Source organism: Sphingobacterium bambusae, from assembly GCF_033955345.1.
Lineage (GTDB): Bacteria > Bacteroidota > Bacteroidia > Sphingobacteriales > Sphingobacteriaceae > Sphingobacterium > Sphingobacterium bambusae.
This window is the reverse complement of record NZ_CP138332.1, coordinates 683,598-709,125: the sequence shown is the minus strand read 5'-3', so window position 1 is coordinate 709,125 and position 25,528 is coordinate 683,598. Positions and strand designations below refer to the sequence as shown.

Annotated in this window: 15 protein-coding genes and 3 pseudogenes; 12 read left to right on the top strand and 6 right to left on the bottom strand. The window is 37.3% G+C overall.

Annotated elements, in window-relative coordinates; translation table 11 throughout:
• Positions 1-3 precede the first annotated feature (3 nt).
• A pseudogene (locus SCB77_RS03100) lies at positions 4-1,191 on the top strand (IS256 family transposase).
• Between the two features lie 54 nt (positions 1,192-1,245).
• On the opposite strand, the pseudogene SCB77_RS03095 reads toward SCB77_RS03100, so the two are convergent.
• Together SCB77_RS03095 and SCB77_RS03090 are read right to left on the bottom strand one after the other, a co-directional pair.
• Positions 1,246-2,378, bottom strand: a pseudogene (locus SCB77_RS03095) (IS481 family transposase).
• Between the two features lie 71 nt (positions 2,379-2,449).
• The gene (locus tag SCB77_RS03090; protein ID WP_320184963.1) at positions 2,450-3,019 is read right to left on the bottom strand and encodes an RNA polymerase sigma-70 factor; all 570 of its coding nucleotides are present in this window, start codon (positions 3,017-3,019) and stop codon (positions 2,450-2,452) included.
• 222 nt (positions 3,020-3,241) lie between these two features.
• Here SCB77_RS03090 and SCB77_RS03085 point away from each other — a divergent pair, with 222 nt between their 5' ends.
• The 9 genes from SCB77_RS03085 to SCB77_RS03045 all read left to right on the top strand — a co-directional run bounded on the left by SCB77_RS03085 (position 3,242) and on the right by SCB77_RS03045 (position 17,898).
• Positions 3,242-4,378, top strand: a complete 1,137-nt coding sequence (locus tag SCB77_RS03085) for a FecR family protein (RefSeq protein WP_320184962.1) — start codon at positions 3,242-3,244, stop codon at positions 4,376-4,378.
• Between the two features lie 192 nt (positions 4,379-4,570).
• On the top strand, positions 4,571-7,945 hold the full coding sequence (locus SCB77_RS03080; RefSeq protein ID WP_320184961.1) for a SusC/RagA family TonB-linked outer membrane protein: 3,375 nt from the start codon (positions 4,571-4,573) through the stop codon (positions 7,943-7,945).
• Positions 7,946-7,965: 20 nt separating this feature from the next.
• Entirely contained in the window at positions 7,966-9,423 is a 1,458-nt protein-coding gene (locus SCB77_RS03075; protein ID WP_320184960.1) for a RagB/SusD family nutrient uptake outer membrane protein, read from the top strand.
• 106 nt (positions 9,424-9,529) lie between these two features.
• Positions 9,530-10,147 (top strand): DUF4843 domain-containing protein, encoded by a 618-nt coding sequence (locus tag SCB77_RS03070; RefSeq protein WP_320184959.1) that lies wholly within the window; start codon positions 9,530-9,532, stop codon positions 10,145-10,147.
• 117 nt (positions 10,148-10,264) lie between these two features.
• Entirely contained in the window at positions 10,265-11,977 is a 1,713-nt protein-coding gene (locus SCB77_RS03065) for a PKD-like family lipoprotein (protein WP_320184958.1), read from the top strand.
• A 105-nt stretch (positions 11,978-12,082) separates the two neighbouring features.
• Positions 12,083-13,627: a redoxin domain-containing protein gene (locus SCB77_RS03060; RefSeq protein WP_320184957.1), complete on the top strand. Its 1,545-nt coding sequence runs from the start codon at positions 12,083-12,085 to the stop codon at positions 13,625-13,627.
• A gap of 99 nt (positions 13,628-13,726) precedes the next feature.
• Positions 13,727-14,923, top strand: a complete 1,197-nt coding sequence (locus SCB77_RS03055) for a glycoside hydrolase family protein (protein WP_320184956.1) — start codon at positions 13,727-13,729, stop codon at positions 14,921-14,923.
• Positions 14,924-15,071: 148 nt separating this feature from the next.
• On the top strand, positions 15,072-16,988 hold the full coding sequence (locus tag SCB77_RS03050) for a M16 family metallopeptidase (protein WP_320184955.1): 1,917 nt from the start codon (positions 15,072-15,074) through the stop codon (positions 16,986-16,988).
• 106 nt (positions 16,989-17,094) lie between these two features.
• Positions 17,095-17,898 (top strand): M16 family metallopeptidase, encoded by an 804-nt coding sequence (locus SCB77_RS03045; RefSeq protein WP_320184954.1) that lies wholly within the window; start codon positions 17,095-17,097, stop codon positions 17,896-17,898.
• A 97-nt stretch (positions 17,899-17,995) separates the two neighbouring features.
• On the opposite strand, the pseudogene SCB77_RS03040 reads toward SCB77_RS03045, so the two are convergent.
• Positions 17,996-18,800 (bottom strand): annotated as a pseudogene (locus SCB77_RS03040) (IS256 family transposase); the annotation flags it as partial.
• Between SCB77_RS03040 and SCB77_RS03035 the strand changes: the two are divergent.
• Both SCB77_RS03035 and SCB77_RS03030 read left to right on the top strand, forming a co-directional pair.
• Positions 18,792-19,427, top strand: a complete 636-nt coding sequence (locus tag SCB77_RS03035; RefSeq protein WP_320184952.1) for a hypothetical protein — start codon at positions 18,792-18,794, stop codon at positions 19,425-19,427. The pseudogene SCB77_RS03040 and the gene SCB77_RS03035 overlap by 9 nt on opposite strands.
• A gap of 75 nt (positions 19,428-19,502) precedes the next feature.
• Entirely contained in the window at positions 19,503-19,772 is a 270-nt protein-coding gene (locus SCB77_RS03030; protein WP_320184951.1) for an integrase core domain-containing protein, read from the top strand.
• Positions 19,773-20,034: 262 nt separating this feature from the next.
• Here SCB77_RS03030 and SCB77_RS23135 read toward each other — a convergent pair whose 3' ends face one another.
• The 3 genes from SCB77_RS23135 to SCB77_RS03020 all read right to left on the bottom strand — a co-directional run bounded on the left by SCB77_RS23135 (position 20,035) and on the right by SCB77_RS03020 (position 25,175).
• Positions 20,035-20,475: an MBOAT family O-acyltransferase gene (locus SCB77_RS23135; protein ID WP_380936385.1), complete on the bottom strand. Its 441-nt coding sequence runs from the start codon at positions 20,473-20,475 to the stop codon at positions 20,035-20,037.
• Between the two features lie 264 nt (positions 20,476-20,739).
• Positions 20,740-21,465 (bottom strand): type II CAAX prenyl endopeptidase Rce1 family protein, encoded by a 726-nt coding sequence (locus SCB77_RS03025; RefSeq protein WP_320184950.1) that lies wholly within the window; start codon positions 21,463-21,465, stop codon positions 20,740-20,742.
• Positions 21,466-23,786: 2,321 nt separating this feature from the next.
• Positions 23,787-25,175, bottom strand: coding sequence for an FRG domain-containing protein (locus SCB77_RS03020; protein ID WP_320184949.1), 1,389 nt, complete (start codon positions 25,173-25,175; stop codon positions 23,787-23,789).
• Between the last annotated feature and the right edge of the window lie 353 nt (positions 25,176-25,528).

Sequence of the window (25,528 nt, the reverse complement as noted above, 5' to 3'; positions counted from 1 at the left end):
TCCATGAAGGACAAAGCTCTGGAGCAGTGACGCAGCGGAGAATCACTTTATGGTAAGAACGGAGTTTTTGCTCCATTAATGAAAAAGTTTTTAGAAGCAGCCTTAGAAGCTGAGATGGAGAGCCATATGGATGAGGCCCAACGCTCCGGTGGTAATCGGCGTAACGGCAAGCCCAGTAAGAGATCCGAACTTCGGAGGGTACGATCGATATCGAAACACCTCGTGATCGTCGATCTACCTTCGAGCCCCAGCTTGTTAAGAAACGTGAGACTATTTTAGCTGAGAGCCTGGAGAAAAAGATTTTAGGCATGTATGGTCTTGGTATGAGCTTACGTGGTATTTCGAACCACATCAAGGAAATGTACGACACTGACATCAGCCACAGTACACTTTCTTCCATTACCGATAGATCATTCCTGAGATCAAGGAATGGCAATCAAGAAGCTTGGATTCTCTTTGTACGATTGTGTGGATGGATGCTATGCACTACAAGGTAAAAGAAGATCATCGTTTTGTTTCTCGGGCAGTATACAATATCCTTGGCATTGATCGAAATAGGTACAAGAATTTACTGGGAATGTATCTCTCGGAAAATGAGGGTGCTAACTTTTGGCTGAGCGTACTGACCGATTTACAGAACCGGGGTGTGGAGGATATCTTAATAGCATGTATCGATAATCTAAAAGGCTTTTCAGAGGCGATACAAAGTATTTTTCCCGACACCGAAGTGCAGACCTGCGTCTTGCAGCAGATCCGTAATAGCTTAAAGTATGTGGCCAGTAAGGACCAGAAGTAATTTATGAACGACCTAAAACCAGTGTACCGAGCCGATACATTGGATCTTGCCGGACTGCGGATGGATGAACTTCAGGATAAATGGGGCGAAAAGTATCCGGTGGTCATCGACTCCTGTCGGCGTAACTGGGATCGTCTGACCACCTATAACCGATACGATAAATTCATCCTAAAATTGATCTACACCACCAGTACGATCGAAGGATTCGATCGTCAGGTACGTAAGGTAACTAGAACCAAAAGTGCCTTCACCTCAGATATGGCTTTATTGAAACTGGTCTATTTAGCACATAAAAACATCAAGAAAAAATGGACGATGCCACTGGCCAATTGGGGACTACGGCTCAGAAATTAGCGATTTTGTTTCTGGAAAGAATAGTGTCAGCTTTGCAATAAGCTGTAATAGCCACTACTTGATCTGACAGTTGGTTGTTTTTAAAAAATATCAGATTACCTATTTGAATATAGTAATGTTTCCGCAAAATCTATAGATTCAACTTGTTGCTTATTTTCTTGCACCGGATAAGTAACGAGTGGATATTCTTTTAGTGTCTCCAGCATCTTTTCTTTTGCCAAATTAATTGTATCAGTGAAGGTCTGCATAGGTGTCTTTCCAAAACAATACTTTCCAGTATGGGTACAATCCTGATTATATTAATTCCATCCAACGATCAAGGTCGTTTTGGAGTTCCTGAATGCTTCGGTATACTTTCTTTCTGAATGCAACGGCATAAAACTCATCCTGAATAGTACGATGGAAACGTTCGCAAATACCATTTGTTTGAGGGCTTTTTGCTTTTGTTGTCGTGTGATCTATATCTTCGATGGCTAAATAGAGCTGATATTCATGCTGGTCTCTTACCCCGCAGTATTCTGTTCCTCGATCGGTTAGTATTCTTAAAAATCCTAAGTCATGTTGTTCGAAAAATGGGACTAACTGATCATTGAGCATATCTGCGGCAACTAATGCATTCTTACGATCGTACAGCTTTATAAAAGCGACTTTAGAATATGTATCAATGAAAGTCTGTTGATATATATGCCCAACTCCCTTAATATTCCCGACGTCGTATGTATCCTGAGCGACTAGATATCCGGGATGATGAATTTCTATCGCGCCGTGTGCCTTTTTCCTCTTCTATAGCTCTTTCCAGCGCTACAAGCTGAGCTTCCGTTAAAACAATACCTTCCTGAGCAGACTTTGCCTCTAAGGCTTTTAATCTGAGCTTGAAGGTCTGCAGATCATGCCTCATCCATATACTCCTAACCCCTCTAGGAGATATTAATATACCTTGCTTTTTCAGTTCATTAGAAACACGTAACTGACCTAAAGCAGGCTGGTCTATCGCTAGATCGACAACAGCTTTTTCAATATGCTCTTCTACTTGGTTCTTTAATATGGGCTTTCTTCTAGAAGGTTCTTGAAGTGCAAGCTCGCCTCCTTGATCATACAATTCTTTGAACCGATAAAAACTGTCTCTGGAATAGCCCATTACTTTACAGGCTCTTGATACATTCCCTAAGTGCTGGGCAAGCTCTAAAACACCCAGTTTGTTCTTGATGATTTTTTCTTGTGTTGTCATAACTCTAATCTATTTTTCAGTTGTGAATTTATTGCAACTGTCAGATTAAGTCTTGACTACTTCAACTTAAGTCACACTAAACAAAGAAGTATTAGGAGATGAAGTGAAATACGTATTGCCTTTAATGCTTTAGTCATATGGCTTTCTACTGTTTTTGTAGATATCTCTAATTCTTTGGCGATTTCTTGCTGTGTATACCCTTCTTCTCTGCTTAATTGAAAAACCAATCTACACTTCTCGGGTAGGTTAGAAACAGTATTCTGTATTGTTGATAAAACATCTTTGTAGTCAATCCATCGTTCTACAGAATTTACAGAATAGCCGATCGTTTGGATGTATTCGGTTAATTGATTTTTCTTATTTCTTTTAGCAAAACAAGAGAAAATCTCATATTTGACAGATGCAGATATATAAGTATTGAATGTATGTTTAAGTTTTGTCGATTTTCTTCTTCTCCATAGGTTCGTAAATACTTCCTGCACGACTTCTTCCGCTTCTTCAGTATCTTGTAATTTTTTATACGCTAGAGCCAGTAACCTATCCCAATAACGCAGGTATAATAGCCGAAAAGCACGATGTTCTTCGTGCTGGCTAAGTAGCGAAAAGAGTTCTTCATCCGTTAAATTATCTCCTATGTGCATATTGTTTGATACCACTAGATAATGCAAACTTACATAAAATTTATATTTAAGACATATTTTCTTTAAACTATTATAAAATCTCATTAGTGATTTTTTGCTTTTGTTGCAATTATTGCAATGTTTATGTGCTCTGCTTTAGAAAAATGCAAAATATTTCAACAACCTACTAGGGGATTTGCCGTGATCTGTACGCTATATAGTTAAATAGCCAAAATTTTGACGATGAGTATAGAATCAGAGCGCATTAAAGACCTAACAAATAAATATTTGTTGGGAACCATTACAGAGCAAGAACAAATTGAGCTCGACAATTGGTATAATGAAGATGATGACGAAACTCTTTCATGGAAGAACGAAGAGTTTGATGTTGCAAAGGAGCGATTATTTTCTAAAATAGAAAATAATCTGTCTAATGGCGATTATCGTCCAAAAATTAGATATATGTGGACTCGCTATGCAGCAGCTGCGGTACTATTTATTAGTCTTGCTGTAACTGCATTTTATTTAAAAAGGCAACATGAAGTTATTTATGCTGAGCAGATTAATATTGCCCCGGGTATTTCCGCTGGCGCCATCCAGCTTGCTGATGGATCCACAATCGTATTAGACGATGCGCACCAGGGAGAGTTGTTTTCTCAAGAAGGGGTAAATATTTATTATCGAGATGGTGTGTTGATATATTCAGCTAACCATGATCATATGAATAACAATTTATCATACCATACTATACGTACAGCAGGGGGAAACAAATTGGAGGTTCGATTAGAAGACGGTACATCTGTGTGGTTAAACTCCGCTTCTGCTCTTCAAATCCCTGTTCATTTTACATCAAGTGAGCGGGTCGTACATTTAACAGGAGAAGCTTATTTTGAGGTAGCAAAAAATAAATTAAAGCCATTTAAAGTATTCGCTAAAGATACTGAAGTCAGGGTATTGGGGACACATTTCAACGTGCAAGCTTATTTGGATAGTGATGGGGTTAAGACATCATTAGTTGAAGGGCTTGTCGAGGTTAGTTATAAAGGCAAAACTAAATTAGTAAAACCAGGACAGCACCTATTGACTTCCAATCTTCTTGATCCGTTACCTACAGATGTAGACGTGTACCAAGATGTTGCCTGGAAAGAAGGATTTTTTGAATTTGATAATACGCCTTTAAAAGATATTATGCTACAATTGGGACGATGGTATGCTGTTGATATTGACATAGATGAACAAGTAAAAGATGTGAAATTAGGCGGACGTATCAGCAAAAACATGAACTTGGGGAAAATACTCCAGATTCTTGAAAAAAATGATCTAAACTTTAGAATGAAAAACAATGTACTATATGTATCAAAGCCAAGTAATATACAGTAGTAGTACTTAAGATAACCAACCAACAATTTTTAATCTAAAAAAGGGAGGTCTGTAATTGAGAAAAAAGTTATAGAAATAAAAATCAACAGAAGATGATATGAAAAATGTTGGAAGTTGTTTGCGGCAACTCCCAACGTTGGTAATTATCACACGATATTATGTGTGTTTTAAGACAAAAAACCTTTTAAAATTATGAATTTTGAACAACAACTAGAGAAAGTTGCTATTAAAAAAACAAATCTATTTAAAACAATCTTGTTATTTATAGGATTGATGGGAGCATGGAGTGTTAAGGCTCAGAATGTTACCTTAAACATGAGAAATGTACCGATTCAGCATGTGCTGAAGCAGGTGTCCCGACAAACCGGAATCTCTATCCTTTATGACGAAAAATACTTTGTAGATCAAAGTAAAATTTCTATCGAAGTCCAAGATGTTTCTTACAAGGATGTATTAGATCGCTCATTGGAGAAAACGAATCTGTATTATGAGTTTATAGACGAAGCCGTCGTGATACGTCGTAAAAAAAATGAAAAAGAGAGCACAAAACAAAGTCTGATCGATATCAAAGGGGTTGTCATGGATGACAGCGGTAAGCCTATATCAGGAGTCAGTATTTCTTTTCAAAAAAATAAGCAAGCAGGGGTAGGAACTAGTGAAGACGGTTTTTTTTCGATCAAAGCTGAGATAGAAGATGTCATTGTTTTCTCAAAAGTAGGTTATGAAACTTTTGAAACTAATGTCGATGGTAATAAGTTTGTTTATAATGTGAAACTGCAAACAAAGAGTATAGCGATAGAGGATGTCGTTGTTACTGGGCTAGTTACGCGTAAAGCAGAAAGTTTTACGGGATCGGCATTAACGATTACAAAAGAACAGTTATTCAATGGCGGTAACATGAATGTCCTGCAGAGCATTAAAAATATTGATCCATCATTTCGTTTTGCCGACAATTTAGATATGGGGTCCAATCCAAATCAACTACCAGAGATTAACCTTCGGGGTAAATCCAGCATGCCTGATTTGACAGGAACATACACCGGTAATCCAAACCAGCCACTTTTTATATTGGATGGTTTTGAAACAACATTACAGCGGGTCTATGATCTGGATATGAATAGAGTGAAATCGGTGACCTTATTAAAGGATGCTGCCGCAGCGGCTATTTATGGTGCTAAAGCCGGTAATGGTGTCGTGGTTATTGAGACAATCCCTCCAGCTAGTGGTAAACTGCGTTTAAGCTACAATGGCAATTTAAATATAGAAGCTCCTGATTTGACGGGATACAATCTGATGAATGCCCAACAAAAACTGGATTGGGAGAAGAATCATAACATGTATTATTCTGTTAATCCAGAATTGAATACAATGCGTCAGAATCTTTACAATCAACTTTATCAAGACGTTTATATGAAAGGTGTGGATACGTACTGGTTGTCTAAACCTTTGCAAGTTGGGATTGGGCAACGTCATTCCGTTATCATAGACGGTGGTGATGACTATGTGCGTTACAGTGTGAACCTGATGCAAAATACGATTACCGGAGCAATGAAAGAGTCTGGGAGAAATACCTTTAGCGGAAATTCTACTTTATCATATCGGCACAAAAACTTAATATTTACAAATGCCTTGACAATTACACATAATAATGCAAAAAACTCTCCTTATGGAGAATTTTCTGACTATGTAAAACTGAATCCATATTGGACAGCAACGAACGAAACAGGAGCGTTGAAAATGTTGTTGGGCTATTATCCCACATCTGTCGGTTCTGGAGGATTAAACCCTACCTATAACCCTTTATACAATGCGCAATTAGGCGGAGTAAATGGCAGTAAATATCAGGAGGTGATAGAAAATTTTTATGCTGAATGGAGAGTATTGAATAACCTGAGGTTAAAAGGTGGATTACAGTATATGTATCAAAAAGAAGAACAAAATAAATTCACCCCTCCTGGACATACGGATTATATAAATTATACGGTAGCCGATGGAACGGATGAGTATCGTGGTCTATGGACAAGATCTTTAGGTGGTAATCAATCTTTTGAGAGTAACGTTGGTGCAGACTATTCGGTAACAGCAGGTAAGCATTTTGTGATGAGTAACATTACATTCAATATCAACGAGAATAAAAATAGTTCTACCTTGATTGCGGCAGAAGGGTTTGCCAGTAATGATGCTGCTGATATCTCTTTAGGTGCAAATTATCAACGAGGTTCTTCGCCCTCGGGTAGCGATGGTCTTAGCAGGACACTAGGTATAATGGCTATGACCAATTATGCTTATGACAACCGATTTCTGTTTGACGGTTCATACCGTACAAGCGCCTCATCGCTTTACGGTAGCAATAGTCGCTGGGAAGGTTTCTGGTCCCTGGGTACTGGATGGAATTTACATAATGAACCGTTTGTCAAAAATTTAAATATCTTTCAGCAATTGAGATTACGTGGTTCAATTGGTTCTACAGGATCTCAGAATGCGAGTTCATTTTTGACTGCTGCTACATATAATTACAGAAGTATAGTTTATAACGGCAAAAAAGGTGTTACACTGCTAGGTATTCCTAATCCTGACTTGCAGTGGCAAAGACAAACAACTTATAATTTTGGAGCAGATGTAACTATTTTCAAGAGTAAGTTGATGTTGCGTTATGATTTATATCAGCGTGTGACGACCAATTTATTGCAAGAAGTCACTGCACCGCCTTCTATCGGAGCAAGTACCTATCGTATAAATTTAGGCGGCTCTATCAATCAAGGACAAGAATTCTCCGTCAGGTACCAGGCGTTTAACGATGCTGCTACAAGATCTTATTTGAATTTTGCTGTTGCTGCTTCCAAAAACAAAAACTGGTTACATAAATTATCCAATGCTTTTAGAAGTTACAATGATGAACAGGATAGACTAGCAGCCCAAGGGACAGGGCTAATTAAGCCTACTGTGAAGTACGTTGAGGGGCAGTCTTTGACACCTATATGGGCAGTAAGATCTTTGGGTATTGATCCCGTAACTGGACAGGAAATCTACTTAACAGCTGACGGTAATCAGACTTTTACCTGGTCGGCTAGAGATCAGGTTGTCGTAGGTGATACGGAACCAAAATTGAATGGTAATTTTAATGTTAATGGCGGTTACAAGGGATTTACAATGTCCTTGACTTGTACATTCCGATTTGGAGGACAACTATACAACTCTACTATCCCACAGCGTGTAGAGGATATCGATGGTCGTTCAAACCTTGATTTGCGTATTTTGGATGCATGGTCTCAAATAGGTGACAATGCTATTTATAGAAAACCAAATGTCGGCAGTACAAATATGGATCCTTGGACGACAAGACCAACAACAAGATTTCTTCAGGACAATAATGAGCTGTATTTTTCATCTGTTAATATAGGCTATGCTGTTCAGAATAGAGAGTTTTTGAAAAAAATTGGTTTAGATCAGTTGAGGGGAACATTTTATACGAATGAATTATTGCGTATATCATCGATACAGATCGAGCGTGGTTTAAGTTATCCATTTGCACGTAATTTTTCATTTTCATTGCAAGCTTCATTTTAAACGTAGAGAGGATAATCATTATGAATAAGTTTTATATAAAAATAGTTTTTGTTTTTGGCTTTTTTATTACAACAGTACTGTTTACAGCATGTAATAAGTGGTTGGATGCACAGCCTCAAACACAATTGCCAAGGGCGGAACTTTTCCAAACAGAGGAAGGTTTTAGTTTGGCAATGACAGGAGCCTATTCTGGCCTGACGGATCAAAGTCTTTACGGAAGAGCGCTTACTTATGGGACATTAGACGCCATGGCAGGTTATTACGACTTAGGGTCTTACGCAAGGCGCTATATAACAGATGCATATCGCGATGGCATATGGCGAGGTCTCTACAAGCAAATCGCAGAGATCAACAGTGTGTTAGAAGTTATTGATCAACAAAAGCACGTTTTCTCAGAAGACAACTATACGGTGATAAAAGGTGAAGCCATAGGCTTACGAGCTTTTCTTCATTTTGATTTATTGCGTATTTATGGGCCAGGCATTTTGGTTGAAGGCGCAAAGGAAAAACTAAGTATTCCTTTCGTAGATGCTTTGTCTGTCAATATCAAGCCGTTGTTAACGATGGAACAGGCAGCAAATCGGATTATTGATGAATTGGAGCAAGCTGTTGTTTTATTGGAAAAGGACCCGATGAAAACTGGTGTTTTTCCAAATGCCGTTCTAGCGCCTGGACCAGCTAACACAGGGGACAAAGATTTTGTATTACCTCCATCTTTCAATAGAAAATACACATTCAATTATTACGCTGCATTAGCAACTTTAGCGCGTGTACACCTCTGGATGGGAAATAAAGAGGAGGCGCTCCGATATGCAAAAATGGTGATTGCCGTTCAGGAGGAGAGATTTCCTTGGATTTTGCTCTCCAAACATCTGGTAGAGCCGCTGGCTTCTATTGATGGTACAAAGAGAGATCGTACCTTTGCTACAGAACATATCTTCGCCTTAAATATCCGTGCTTTAGAAACTACTGTTCCAAATGACCTATCATCATCTTCTTCTGGCTCTGGAAGCAATTTATTATATATGAATGCAGCTGTTCTGAACGATATGTTTAGCGATGGTGGAGATGCAAGATACAGATCCTTAATGCGTCAGTATAGTGAACAGAGTTATTTCCCTACCAAATTGTATCAGGATGCCTCTACAGCTAGTTACTTTAAGCATCAGATGCCTATCATTCGTATTTCTGAAATGTACTACATTGCGGCAGAGTGTGAACCAAATTATGAAGATGGGTTAGTTTTGCTTAATAAAGTTGCTGGGAGCAGAGGAAGGACTTCGCCAATTACAGCAAGTAATGCAGCAGAAATACGTATACAGCTTCAAAAGGAATACCAAAGAGAGTTTATCAATGAAGGACAAACTTGGTATTTCTTCAAGCGATATAATTATGAGGTTATACCGAATCTACCTGTAGACCGAGATCCATATATTTTCTCGCTGCCTATTGAAGAAATAGAAGCCGGAGGACGTTAATTAACAACACTATATCTTATAAAATTATTTACTTATGTGTAAATTCAATAAATACATATTTGTTTTCTTGATCGCAGTTTTATGTAGCTCGTGTCAAAAAGACATCATGAGCTATGATTCAAAAGACTCTATTTTCTTTGTAAATCGTAGTCTTCTTTATACTTTTTATGGTATGTCAGATGAGTCTAATGTGGATACCATAGATATACCATTACAATTGCTGGGTCGTTTAGCAGATCATGATAGAACCATAAATGTTGTGGTAGACAGTACTTTGTTTGCTGTAGAGGGGAAAGATTTTGAAATATTACCTATAGTACTGCCTAAAGATTCAAGTACAACGATGATGAAAATATTGGTGCATCGCAATGAGCAGATGAGAGATGATGCTTTTATCACTTGGCTTAGACTGGTTGATTCAGAAGATATTAATGCAGCTAAACTTTCTAGAGAACAGTTTGAGTTATCTTTTTCGGATAAGATTGAAAAGCCAGACTGGTGGGATGATGCTTTTCAATATCAGCCGTTCACAGTATTACGTATGCAGTTTTATCTAGACGTTATAGGTTCGATGGAAAATCCCAAAGGACCCAATAACGAAAATAATCTTGAAAAATTAGCCTATGTGAAGTTTCGTTTGAACCTTGCTCTAGCAGAGTATTTTAAAGAACACGGCGTCCATTTTGTCGATGAAAATGGCGATACAGTTAGTTGGGGACAATAACAGAAGATTAATCTATAATGAATAATAATATGGAATATCCTTGCTCGTAAAATACAAGCAACCTATGCATGAAAGCTGGATATTCCATATGGTCATTCAAAATCAAATTTTATACATATGAATAGTAGATATTTAAAATACGGGATATTGATCACCGTCTGTATATGGTTTTTACAGAGTTGTTATAAAGATTTGGGTAATTACAACTATAATACTAGCGTAGCGACAAGTATATCGGTTGATACAACGGATCTGGTAGGTACTTTTAAAGTTAATATGGGAGAAAAGTTGTACAAAGCAGGCTCTTCTCAGACCCAGCCTACAGAGATTAATCCCGCTATTACCTATGATGGTAATAGTACGGATTTGGCATATGAATGGCAGATATGGAACGCTAATGTCTCTAAATTTGTTTTATTGCATGAGGGAAAGAATTTGAGTGAATATATTTGGACTCCTAATGTTGCCATTTCTGCGATTATGCCAGTTAATACATATAAATTGCGATTAGCCGTCACGAATATGAAAGCGCTAGTAAGCGATACAGATAACGAAACCAATAAAACATTTTCTCGAGTGATCGATGTAACTGTTAACAATACTTTTGGAGAAGAATCCATACTGGAGGGGTTGATGGTACTGCATTCAGATGGTGAGTCATCAGATATCGGTATCATTGCTACAGACGAGTTTACGTACTTTGATGACGGAAATAAAAACGTGGTGGATCCCACTTACTACTCGCGTGTGAATAGTGCCAGAATACCAGGTGTTGGAAAACAGATTGCCAAGAGAAGTTATCTCAGATCCAATCCGAGATATAATCCCGATTCGTCCAATCCGGCTCATCATATTCGATTTTATGGTAATGGAGCAATATATATATATACATCTCAGGGTAGTTATGTGGCAGACTATTTTTACCTACAGAAAGAATTGGGGACCGACTATCGAAAAATGTTTATTGCTGATGGTCTAGGCTTCAATAAACCACAATCTTACCAAACATATGATGCTTCTTATTTGGAAGCTATCGTGGATGATGGACATTTCTTTTATCAGTCAAGCGGTGGTGGACCTTTTACCAGTTATTATGTTAACACAACGTTCAACTATTACGCAGCTCCTCAGTTTGTAATCGTTGGAGGAGATAATGGTATTGGTGCTGTCTTTTTTGATAATTTGAGTAAATCCTTTATGGTTGCGGCAGGTAGTTACTACGGTGGTGGGATATCGAGATTACCCAATAATGCGAACAGTACTGTAGGGTTTAACCCTGCAGCGATGAAAGCTGAACTCATTCATTTCGAGAAGCGTAGCTATTATATGCCTTGGGGACATCCTGCTAGCACGAGTATCGCTGTTATGAAAGACGATGCTACCAATAATTTATACTTAGCGGAATTCGATTTTGACGAAAATTCTGAAAGAGAAAGGGTCGCCTATCGAAGGAAAGATATGCAACATTTACCTGAAATCAATAATGCGAAATTTTTTTCTTTTGGTCTGATAAGAGAGGCAGCCTACTATGCTACGGAAGGTAAATTGTATCAATACCGCTACGATAATACAGCAAATGATGCTTTATTGGCCGTTTCATATGCAGATTTTGGCGAAAAGGTGACCATGATGAAAATATTCAAAGAAGAGGGTTGGGACAATGCTTATAATAGCAATAAGCTTGTATTGGTTGGTACCCTCGATGCGAGCAATAATGGTAAACTATATGTATATGATATACACCCGACGAATGGTACATTATCGTTGAAAAATACTTATACTGGATTTGGTCATATTGATGATGTTGTCTTAAAACATAATGTTTATTAACAATAGATTGCCGTTCAATTAGCTACACGGCAAATCAGCGCACTGGGGTTGCGGTTTATCGCTTTTTACGTGTCGTCTGCTTTTAGATAGTAAATTATAATATATATGAATAGAATTTTTTTCTTGTTTTTGGGTCTAATAGGATTAGCAAATGAACTTGAGGCGCAAAGTATGGTTGATAAGCCATTTACGCAATATTTTGGAAGTACGGAAAGTATGGATATCGGTTTCGCTATTAAGCCATTCAGATTCAAGATGTTGAATGGTGAAGCTGTAAATTCAGAAAAATTGAAAGGTAAAGTGGTTCTTCTTGATTTTTGGGCAACTTGGTGTGGACCTTGCCGATCGCTAACGGGTAGGGTGGATAGTTTGATTGGTAATTATCATGGACGAGATGATTTTCAGATGATAGGAGTCAATCATAAGGAAAATTTAACAGGAAAAAGCGACGATCCAGCAACTTACTGGAAAAATACTGGTCATAAATTTTCTACTGTATTAAATGGAGATAGCTATGCAGAATCTGTAAACGCAGGTCATCCTACCATGATTTTAATCGATAAGGCGGGAAATGTTGTCGGGAGATGGGATGCATGGTCGCCGCAGATAGCTGATGAAATAGCAACAGCAGTTTGGTTTTTGTTAGAACAGCCAGCGGCGTCCATAGCTCACATCCGCAAACAGCAACGTGATAAGGAGCATTTAAAAGTCGTTTATCTAAGTGATGTTTTTATTCGAGAACAACCGGATAAGGCCAATCTAGTCATCTCTGAGAAGTTCTTCTCTTTGTTGGCATTGTCCGAGTGGGATGCTTATGATTTTATCAAACCTGTCATTGACACCCTGACCAATCCAGAGGAACAAGATCGTATCATTGCAAATACCGCTATTGATATTGCTCAATCCGCTAATGTGTTGTCAAAGGATGTTAATGCTTATGCAATTTCATTATTTGATCGACTTATTAAAGAATTCAATGGTGGAAAGGATTTCATAGTGTTGGATCAGCAGGCTAAGGTGAAATTTAGAGTAGGAGATCAGTTAGGGGCTGTGGCTACTCAAGAGCTAGCAATAAATGTAGCTAAGACGTCTGGAGCAAATGTCGAGACTGTGAATTACTTACAAAATATGTTGGAACAGTACAAAGCAGGAAAGTTGACCCCAGTAGAGAAGATATCTGATGTCGCATCGGCCGCACCAATCCAGATTGTGAAACCGATTGATAAGAAGGCATATATCAATACGCAAGCAAAAGATTTTACTCAGAATGATGTTGCTGGTAAACCAGTAAGATTATCCGACTATCGTGGCAAATACGTATTGGTTGATTTTTGGGCGTCATGGTGCGCTCCTTGTCGTGAAGAAAATCCCAATTTAGTTGCTGCTTACGCGAAGTATAAAGACAAAGGTTTAGAAATTTTGGGTGTATCTTTGGATAAAAATAAAGAAGCATGGTTGAAGGCGATTAAAGACGATAATTTATTATGGACACAGGTTTCAGATTTGAAGGGCTGGCAAAATGAAGCCTCTCAACTATACGAAGTAAACAGTGTGCCAGATAACGTACTAATTGACCCCACAGGTAAGATTATTGCGAGAAAACTTCGAGATCAGTTCTTAGAAGAATTTTTATCTGAAATTTTTAAATAGATTTTTTGTTGTAATTTTTTCGAGGTTGTTTGCTAGGTTCAGTAGCAAACAGCCTCGGTTTTTTTGTTGTTAGTTGACGTTTTAGAGGTGTTATAAAACATGATGAAAAAATGTGTATCTATATTTTTTGTGAGCTTGTTGGCTGTTTTATTTTCCCATGCCCAACAGACTCCTATTTTAATTGATGAAGGGAGGTCCTATGAAGTAGATGCAATCTTAACTTCCAAAGGAGATCTAATAGCAGTTTGGATGGGCGATCGTCCAGATGTCGTAAACCAAGGTCGTGGTATAAAGGATGTAGCTGTTTATTATGCTACTTCCACAGATACTGGAAAAACTTGGGTTAAAAAATCTATAATTGATTTTCCTAATTCTATGATTACGGCCAATCCGAAGTTGGCGATGGATGACAATGGAGAAGTGTACTTGACATTGATGAGCGTAGATCATACATTCTTTTCCTCTAGACTAGAATTATTTAAATATGATGTAGTTCGTAAAAAATTTTCTCATATTTCACAGCCATTTTCCTCCACAAGCGCCCTTTTGGATAAACCATCTTTGGTTGTAAGAGATGGAATTTTTGAATTGACCTATGTTATTTATACTTCCGGAATGTCAGAAGGACGGGTATTGCATCAACAGTCTGTAGACGGAGGGAAGTCTTGGAGTAGTGCTATTGATATTTCTCCTAAATCTAATATCTTGTTTTTAGGGGCATCGACCAAGATATCAAAAGATAATCTTCTATTTTCGGTAGGAAGTTTTCATCAGGATAGTGTTTATTTCGCTATTCAGAAAGCTGGAAGACTATTTCAAAATAAGGATTTATCTTTTCATGGTATTAGTGAAATTTCTTCTGAATTAGGCGCTGCAATGACGGAGTTAGAAACAGGCAATAAAGATGATATGGTTATTTCTATACAAAAAAATCATCAATTGGGTGGATTATATGTATTGTGTAGTAATGATGCTGGAACGACTTGGACAAGCCCGGTTTGTATTGCGGATACAGGGTTCTTGTTAAGTACTGCTATTGGTAGCAATAGTGTGTTACATACCAGCTATTTTATTAAGGACAATGTAGGCATTAAGTTTATCTACGAACAGTATAATATTTCGGAATTATGCAAGCCAAAAAGTGAGCGTAAGATTAAGGTGAGCCAGTCTGTTGGTTATACTGATTATATTGGTGCTTTTCAGAAGATATTGATTCATGGAGATTCTAAGCAGATCCTGTTATTTTGGATAGACTATGGTAATGGTAATATATTGAAAATGTCTAAAATTCCGTAATCTGTTTTTTGCAAACCCGATGAACGTAAATATTTTGCAAAGAAAAAATATTGTAATAACTATGAGGTATGAATTCTGTTGCGACCAGTTAAGTACGTTTCAGATGCCAATTATTTTACACAGAAAATTTTTTAAATAAATGTACAAATTGAATAAACAAAAAAATGATTACGTCCTGCTTAAATGTAGGTTTTCTAACTTTTTGATAGCCTTTGTGCTATTCGTTGCTTTTTGCTTTCGGGCGGAGGCACAACAATCAGGATTGGACACCGAAGTTCGTTACGGTAAGCTACCCAATGGTTTTACCTATTACGTGCGACACAATGAAGAGCCGAAGCAACGCGCACAATTGTATCTAGTTAATAAAGTGGGCTCTGTTTTAGAGACAGATAAACAACAAGGTTTAGCCCACTTTTTGGAGCATATGGCTTTTAATGGGACCACTCACTTCCCAAAAAATGAATTGATCAATTATCTTCAAAAGTCTGGTGTAAGGTTTGGCTCTGATCTCAATGCATACACTTCTTTTGATGAGACTGTTTATCAATTGCCTATACCGACTGATGATGCAGAGTTATTTAATAATGGCTTGAAAATTATGCGCGACTGGGCACAGGGGTTATTATTACAACAATCTGAAATAGATAAAGAACGAGGAGTTATTTTGGAAGAAAAGAGACTTCGTCAAGGTGCTGAACAGCGTGTCTCTAATAAAACTTTGCCATTGTTGTTAAATGGTAGTATCTATGCGGACCGACTTCCTATTGGCACAGATGAGGTCTTAAATAACTTTAAAAGAGAAGATATTGTTTCTTTTTATGAGGACTGGTACCGTCCAGATTTACAGGCTTTGATAATCGTTGGTGATATCGATGCAATTAGGGTTGAAGAGCAGGTAAAAGCACTCTTTGCAGATTTAAAAATGCCTAAGCATACGAAAGCGCGAAAAGATATACGTATCTTACTTACCGGGAAAAATCAATTTATTACTGTTACAGACCCAGAGATTCCACAGGTAGGTTTCGAAATGTATATTAAACATGAAGGTATAGTCTCCAAAAGTTTCGAGATGTTTAAAGCGAGTATGCTACGTAATGTCTCAGGACAATTACTAGCATCCCGTATAACTGAATATGGCAAGAAACCTAGTATTCCGATGTTAAGTATTCAGGCCGGTTATGGAAGTTTCTTATCAAATTTATCGACAATTTCTTTATCTTTTTCTCCAAAAGAAGGACAACTTCAAGAAGCTGTAGAGGTTGGATGGGCAGAGATTGTTCGGATTATAAGATTTGGCTTTACGCAAGGAGAATTAGATCGTGTGAAAACAAATTTTCGTTCATCAATGGATCGTTTGATAGCTGAAAAAAACAAGCGTAGTTCGGAGGAGTTTGTGTCGGAGTACCAACGGCATTTTACCACAGGTGAGTTGTCCCCGGGTTTGGATACCGAATATAAATGGGTGATGTCTGTTTTAGATGAAATGACGCTTCAAGAAGTCAATACAGAGATTAAAAAACTACTGAAAGAAACAGATCGTGATATCGTTATCACAGGACCCGATAAAGATAAATTAACGCTTCCTACGGAGACAACAGTGTTAAAGTGGTTAGCTAATGGAAATAAATTAGCTGCGGAGGCATACACAGAGGATGGGCTGGCCTCTTCCCTTATGTCAAACGTTCCTAATGGAGGGAAAGTTGTACACCAGTATGAAATTAGGGAACTTGGTGTTACAGAGTTGATCTTGTCTAATGGGGTTAAAGTGGTGTTGAAACCAACTGATTTTCAGAATGATGCGATTCAATTTAGATCATTCAGTACTGGAGGAACATCATTGTATACTGATGCCGATTTCGAATCTGCACGTAATGCATCAGGTATCTTGTCCGCTTCAGGTGTGGGACAGCATGATCCTATTTCACTTCCTAAGTTGTTAACGGGTAGACAAGTTCAGGTTATCCCGTATATTAACGATTATTTTGAGGGGATTAATGGAGCTACTAGTGTCAAAGATTTAGAAACGGCTTTACAATTGGTGTATTTGTACTTTTACAGAACCTAGGAGTGATAGCGAAATATTTAAAAAGATATTAAGTAATTCAGAGGCAAGTGTTAAAAATCGTTATGAACAACCAGAGAATGTATTTCGTGACACAGTATCTACAGTAATGGGTAACTATAACTACCGTAGAGCGGCAACGACTCTTGATCGACTGCATACGATTGATCTGGATAAAGTCTTAGCGATTTATAAAGATCGTTTTGCGGATGCAAGTGATTTTACATTCGTCTTTACAGGAAGCTTCAAGATTGATCAGATAGTACCTTTATTGGCTCAATATCTAGGTTCACTACCTTCTATAGACCGGAAAGAGAACTTTAAAGATCTAGGTATAAGATCTCCTCAGGGTTTGATCAGTAAAACTGTTTATAAAGGCAAAGAAGACAAAGCTACAGTCGTATTGATATTTGATGGTAACTATATTGCAAACCCATTAGAAAATGTTAAGATGAGTGCGTTAGAGCAAATATTGGGTTATCGTTTAATGGAACGTCTTCGTGAAAAGGAAAGTGGGGTGTATACCCCAAGTGTTGGTGCTTCTACAAGCGTTATACCAACAGGACGTTACAGTGTCTTGGCTAATTTTGGCTGTTCCACAGGATCCGTCGATCAATTGATCGAAGCGACTTTGGATGAAATTCGCAAGCTACAACAAAACGGTGTATCCGAAGAGGATCTACAGAAATTCAAAAGTGAGGAAAAACGACAAAATGAAGTTAAGGTACGTGATAATGGATTTTGGTTAGGATACCTAACAGAATCTTATCGTAATAATGAAGATCCCAAAGACCTGTTGAATGAAGATGAGTTATTGAATAGATTAACAGCCAATGATGTGCAACAAGCAGCTGAAGATTATTTAAACACGAATTCTTTTAAGCGTTTTGTACATATGCCCGAAGGTAAATAAGCTTAATTATATTGATTTGGGAGTGTAAATCAAACTTTGTCATTGGCAGAATTACCGCTGCGTCGCGGTAATTCTGCCATTTTGCTTATTGCAAATATCACACCATTCTTCCCGGAAACCAAATCGCTAATTTCTGAGCCGTAGTCCCCGATTGACCAGTGGCATCGGCCATTTTTTCTTTATGTTTTTATGTGCTAAATAGACCAGTTTCGATAAGGCCATATCTGAAGTGAAGGCACATTTGGTTTTAGTGAACTTACGGATCTGGGATGGAATCCTTCGATCGTATTGGTGCTGTAGATCAATTTTCGGATGGATTTATCGTATCGGTTATAGGTGGTCAGACGATTCCAGTTACGCCGCCACGAGTCGATGACCGCCGGATACTTTTCACCCCATTTATCCTGAAGTTCATCCATCCGCAGTCCGGCAAGATCCAATGTATCGGCTCGGTACATTCGTTTTAGGCCGCTCATAAATATCTTCTGGTCTTTACTGGCCAAATACTTTAAGCTATTACGGATCTGGTGCAAGACACAGGTCTTTAATTCGGTTTCGGGAAAAACACTCTGTATCGCTTCTGAAAAGCCTTTTAGATTATCAATACAGGCTATTAAGATATCCTCCACACCCCGGTTCTGTAAATCGGTCAGAACACTCAGGCAAAAGTTAGCACACTCATTTTCCGAAACATACATTCCCAGTAAATGCTTGTACCCATTTCGATCAATGCCAAGGATATTGTATACTGCCCGAGAAAAAAAACGATGGTCTTCTTTTACCTTGTAGTGCATAGCATCCATCCACACGATCGTATAAAGAGAATCCAGGCTTCTTGATTGCCATTCCTTGATCTCAGGAATGATCTTATCGTTGATGGAAGAAAATGTACTGTGGCTGATAAGTATGAACTGCACCCGACACAGATTAACACCTGGAAGCGAGAGTTTCTAGACAATTCAGAGAACGTTTTTGCTCGAGAAAAGAAAGAAGAGCAGGACGTTTCAAAAGAAAAAGAACTCTATTCCAAGATCGGAAAGTTACAGATACAGGTCGATTTTTTAAAAAAAAGTCTTGGGAAAATGAGCATGGAAGAGAAACGCAGGCTAGTTTGCCCATCCGAAAAAAAGATCAGCGTTTCGGAGCAGTGTAAACTGATCGGTTTACCACGCAGTAATTATTACTATAAGCCTAAAGGAAAGGCATTGTACAATCAGCATTTAATGAAGCTTATTGACATGAAATTTTTTGACTGCCCCTTCTATGGAATAGAGCGGATGGTCGCATACCTAAAGTATGACCTTGGTCATTGGGTAGGAGAAAAACGTATAAGACGCCTTTACCATGTGATGAACCGGGCGATCTGTCTCAAGAAGAATCTGAGCAAAGCCAACAAAGCGGATTATAAATATCCCTATCTGCTCAAAGGGATGAAGATAGAATGTCCCTATAAGGTGTGGCAGGCCGATATTACCTATATCCCCATGTTACGTGGATTTATGTACCTTCTTGCTATTATCGATGTATAAAACAGGAAGATGGTAGGTTGGTACGTGGGCAATACGATGAACGTGGAGTGGTGCAGGGATGTATTAATATAAGCCATGGAGGGATACGGTGTACCCGAAATATTCAATACCGATCAGGGATCCCAGTTTACTTCCCCAGTATTTACCAAAGTCCTCAGAGATAACAACGTACAGATTTCGATGGACGGAAAAGGCAGAGCACTGGACAATATTTTCATAGAAAGGTTCTGGGGATCAATCAAAAGCGAGAAGATATACCTGAAACTGCCGAGTGGAGGTTTAGATCTCTACAGGCAGGTAATAGACTATATCGTCTTCTATAATTCCAAGAGAAGACACAAATAAATCGGACAAATAACACCGGATGAAAAATATAGTGAAAAAGTAAAAAATGTATCTTAACTTACTGATATAGCTGTCTAATCAATGGGGAGTATCATATACTTGATCATCTATTTGGATGGAATTAGTAATTAAAAAACGTCTACTATTACATTATACATAAATCAAGATTCTCTCCTAATACACGGTAGAATAGTTTTTTATTAAATTTTTTCGGTAAAAGGAAGCCGTATTAATGGTACAACCAGCCTCAGTTTGATACTTTTCAGCTTAAGACTATTTTATTTAGTATTATGGTTATTAGAGCGCAGAAAATTACTATTGATAAATTTGAGATCGCTCTGCTAATCCATGAACTTCTAGATAAATCATAGTTTAGCGATTTTGATAACACGACAGCCAAAGACATAAAAAAAAACCAAATACAGAAAAAGATTGATAATTTTCCTCGAATTAAAGTTGTGAACAGATCGTGGATCGCTCCGGAAATGACAAAGGTTAGCATTAATGCTAAGGAGCTATGAATTAACTGTGTAAGGGGTTTAAATATGTATTTACCGAGATAATATCCGAAAATTGGGTTCCAAAAATTCCAAAACGTTGCAAAATTTTTCGCTCCTAGCGATCTTCGTATATTATATTTTAATGACCGTGGGTCTCCAAACGGGACGCCGTTTCTTTTTTTAACATATTCTCCAATCGTCATGTGTTTTGCAATTTTAGATATAATGATACTGTTAGTTATTAAGCCAATATAACTTAATTTTTAAGATGTTTTTTAATATGCTTTATTATTATATCAATGTGCCCCAATTGAATTTTTTCTTCTCGATTCTAAAGTTCGGTAAACTTGGTTGGGTATATTTTATAGACATAGCGCTCTACATTTGCGCGCTTTTTGTACCAAATTAATGTATAATCATCTTCCATTTAATTTATCGTCTTTCGGAAGTTAGTCCAAACGCTTACGTTAGTCACTATTAGCATAGATGTAGAAGACTGCAGGAAGTAGATTGTTACATATATGGACTGCGCAAGCCGTAAAAAAACCGGCTTTTAGCGACACCCAGCTTAAAATCAAGGCGGTAATGAAATGCGGCGTGAGGTACCACGCGACACTAAAGGCAGTGGTTTGCTCGAAATCAAAATTGTAATAATGCCAAAGAGCGAAAGCAATAGCATTAAGCCATAGAAGAGTTTGGGCATGGGTGTTTCTGATATCCATGATGTTATACAGGATACTCGGTGCTTTAAGCAAGAAGAGAAAAAAAGCACAAGCAATACTTATAGATAGTAGGCTAGACCCTCGAATTGAATAAACTGGTATTTTAAACAAAAGGATTATTAGTACTAGCACCATGCTGGAGACACCCGCAGCTGTCAGGACACTACCTTTCTGTAAGATCGCTCTAAATCCTAATTCTTCGAGAAGGGGACCTAAAAAAGGAAATTGTAAAAGAAATAATATAGGCCCGGCTTCCAATAAAACCGTACTTGAAATATTAACTGCCTTGATGTCATCAACCATCTTATTTTCTAGCAAAGTTATTTGTAAGATAGTAAACAGCAGTTTAATAGTATATATCGAGCAAAGTACTTTGCTTACCAAATATATTCGCTGTCTCAAATCCATTTGTTTGGTGTGAATTAGATTTGGATTGCTAGCTAAAAATTGGAAAAAGTCTTTAATGCCCATTTTACAAATTAACTATACTACTTGATAAAAATATGTGCAAAATACAAAAATTGATAGACTATTGTGGTCAAACATTGCTTGAGTGATGCATATAAACTCGAAGGTAGCAAAAAGCAAATGTATTTTACTATTTCTTGTCTTAGTGTGGTCTGGCTACGTATAAGCCGTGCATTTTTTTAGCATAATCATTCCTTGTTCTTGAAAAACTCTGATAAAGTTTTGTAGAAATTACATTTACAATTTGTATACTTTTGATCCGTAGAGTCGTGGCAGCTATCTTTTTTGTCTTATTTTCCAGAAAAGCTTGCCACTAAAACTAGCATCTTATCTGGCTAGGGATAGAGGGAAACAAAGATGTTTATCATTGTTGCACTAGCTGTTTATCCCAAAAGAAAGGCTGCGCTGACAGATTGGTTTAGCAGACAGGGCTGCTGTAAGCAGTGCCAAGTTGGCAACGTTGGTGAGTAACAGAAATTACTCGATATAGTTATCGTAGGTTCTTTGCACTCGAAAAAATTTCGCTTCGAGAACATTCATATTTTAAAATCAAATTGAGCTAATCTATCTTTTAAATACAAGCGGCTTTCTTCCACAACTGTAGCATTTAAAGCGCTGGATTGGCAGATAAAAGAAAAAGATTTTAATGAAAAATGGGCGAGGCACACGATCTATAAGAGTCCCTTTTCCACAGAATGGGCAGCGCGTAGTAAATTGATTCGACGGATTGTTTGCAAACTTCACAGACATTTTTTTAGAACAAGCTACTTTGATATAGTATTGCTAGGCTAGGTGATTGAAATATTAGACAATGACAAGGTAATTTAGTGAAATTACGAAATAGATTTGTTTGCGTTTGCAAATTGGTTGTTGATAATTGTCAACAACGTGTTGCCATAGGTCATGATTTTCAATGTTCTCAAAAAAAAATTCTTTTAACAAATTTAGATTGATATTCTACTTTTTATGACTTTACATCATATTGGTCGTCAATGTGTATCTGCAGATATCGTAGTCATAACTGCAATTCGAAATTAGCCAATTTGACCATAATTTAGGGAAACATGATTAAACTGTAGCAGTTTACAAAATAGCTCCCCACATAAGAGCGGGGAGCTTTGCTTATGAAAAATAGCGCCTTTGGGAGAGGTCACTCAATTGATCAAACGTAAACCTTTTTAGTAGAATCAAAAGTGATATATGTTACTTTTTTAGAATAAATGCGTGATCGGTTCAACGAGAAATAGGAGTGTACCACATAATACTTTTTAGGTTAATGTCAAAAAATGCACATCTGATGATTATGCTCCCTATTTTATTTTTCTGAATCCGAATCCTACAAAATAATGTCAATAAAGTGTGATCAATTGCGTCGTAAAATTTTAGCGTATCAAATTCACTCACTTCCCGTGATGCATATATTGGATATTGGGCAATGAATTTTTTTCATTACCTTTCCCTAAGATTGGTTTAAGTATTGCAAATAGCCGTCGCTTGATTTTGTCATAAAAACAGTATATATATGGACAATAAAAATTAAAGACGGTCGTGCTTCATTGAATAAGCTTAGGTGGTCCGAATTGAAACTAAATGTTCCATTTCTGGTATGGATTAGCGTTTGATGAGTTGATGTAGGCTACTGGAATATCGCCAAAGTGTGTGTACCGACAGTTTAGCCAAAGTTACAATGATACCCCTCTGTGCTAAATAAAATAGACAAGGGGGGCTCGCTGCGCTGATATCCCGAATTGTCTGCCACGGTTTGTCAGCTTAATGATTCGCAATATAAACCCGCCGCCTGACAAACGTTAATTCTCGGCGTGAAAATAGGAAAATTTTTCAAATGATCAAACCCGAAGCAAATTAAGATATTGTTAACTAAGACTTAGCTTAGCAACAGACTTTTTAAGCATAACTATCAGGAGCTTAGTTCTCAAAGCTGGGTGGATCGGAGACAATAATGTTGCTTAGATCGCTTACATCAAAAACATAAACCTTGCCAGTTGAGTTTGATGGAAATGGGTTTTCACTTGCTGAGGCAACTTTCTTCCCATCTAGCTAGAATTCAATGGTGAAGTTCATTGTGGGAGTATTCGGATCAACGAAGATCTGATGCGAGGCTGCTATAGCTACACTCAGTGTAGAAACAGGCTCGGAAGTCTTGAATTGGACTTTATCTGAAGGAATGCTTGAATACGTAATGGTTTTTATCACACTTGCTTCGTGAATGATACTGCTATAATCCTGAGTTTCTAAACCAAAGAATTTAATGTATAGTCTTTGTCCTCCACTTCTACTGCATCGATAGGCATTTCCAGCTATTATCATAATAAGATATGCCAGTTTTCGACGTCAAAAGGATTTGGAAGTAATGCAACTTCGTTATCTTCTATTAATCCATGTATTTTAAAAAACTGTTTAATAATTCTAATCCTAACTTCTACATCATCTTCTAACTCTTCACTTTTTCGTACCGCAATTTTTAAAACGTCGTTACGAACTATATAGGTATTCCCAGGATCTATATTAATAACCCCATTTCGTCCATCTTCTTCTATGATTATATAACTTTCAATAATCTGATCCAAATATTTGTAAAGCCATATCCCGAGATATGGCTGTTCTTCATAACCTGCTACATCATGCGCATATTCTGTCTTAATGAACAGAATATTGTCTGAATTGACCTTAGGCCACTGTAGAGTTATTTGTGAATCTGCTTTGTATAAATTGTAAAGCGCAGCTGGAGAAAGGGAAATTTTCGTCGCATCCGAAAGAAAAACGTCATTTGGAACAGAGAAATAATCAGCCAAATTAAACCTGTCTAGCTGTTTCCAATTTCTGAAAAGAATAGGTTCAAACAATGTTATATCTTTTGTTTTTGGTTTAATGTTGTAAAGATTGTCTATTTCTTTTAAATAAAAAGGAATATCTATTATTCGTTTGCTATGGCTATGAAAATAATCCAAAGTCATATAATCAGGGGCATGGTCAGTCGACTCATCTGATGTTACGTAACAAAAGGAATTCTTAATAAATGGAACATCCAGTAGTTTGTTATAGCCCTTATCATCACTTGGGTGTGGAAATAAATCTAAAATGTCATAAGAACTAGAAAACTGACTTCTATCGATTTTAAGCGTGTGAATCACAAAATTATTAGGATTACATACATTGTCATTTCTATCAAGCATTAAAAAAGCAGACTGTTTTTTTGGTCTTATAAACAAGTCTTCGTCACTGATATCAAAAAGCAAATTGCTTTCAATAAATGTTTTGTAGTTGGGAATTTCAAGAATATACAAATAGCCGACACCATCATATATTTTCTCATAAGTGGTTCGGTTATGTAATCTAAAGCCAATTTCCCCAATCCATTTTATTGGCTCCAGTTTTTTAAATTTATAAACAGAAAACCAAGCTGCAACTAATGGATCGCAGGTCAAATCCAAATAGAATGTAGGGTATCCATAGTGTTGCAAAATAGACTGCTTATACTCAGTAGATCTGTTTTGATCTCTTATCAATCTACCTACTATAGTATTCCAACCGTTTTCAATTTCAGGTATGTCAAATGCGTTTGGTCGTGCTTTCCCAGATCGCATTTGCTCATATTTCTGATTCTCTCCGCGGAACAGCAATAGGCTTGTATTTGAAGAAGCGGACTGAATCTTTTCTATGGCCTCTTTGAGCTGATTTTCATTCGTTATCATTACTGCTAATTTCTTGAATAAGAATAAGATTTTAACAAAAAAAATGATTTTATTCGCAGCGTAGAAAAAACATTGTTACAGCTCTACTGTCGTTAATGCCAGATACTCACATGTTATGCATGCAAGCAGCCAGTCTGCATTTAAATAACTATTAATACTTTAGATTTCGGATAAAAATGGTCTGTGCTATAGTGCAACGTCCTTAAGCAACCATTTTGCAATACTCTCCTTAGGTCTTTTGTTTATCAACCAATCAGTCTCAGCGAAGCTTCTTTTTGTATCGACATTCTTGACATGTAAATGAAGATATAAGAAGGAGTTCAGTAGGTTTCCAAAAATTGAAATGATTTGTT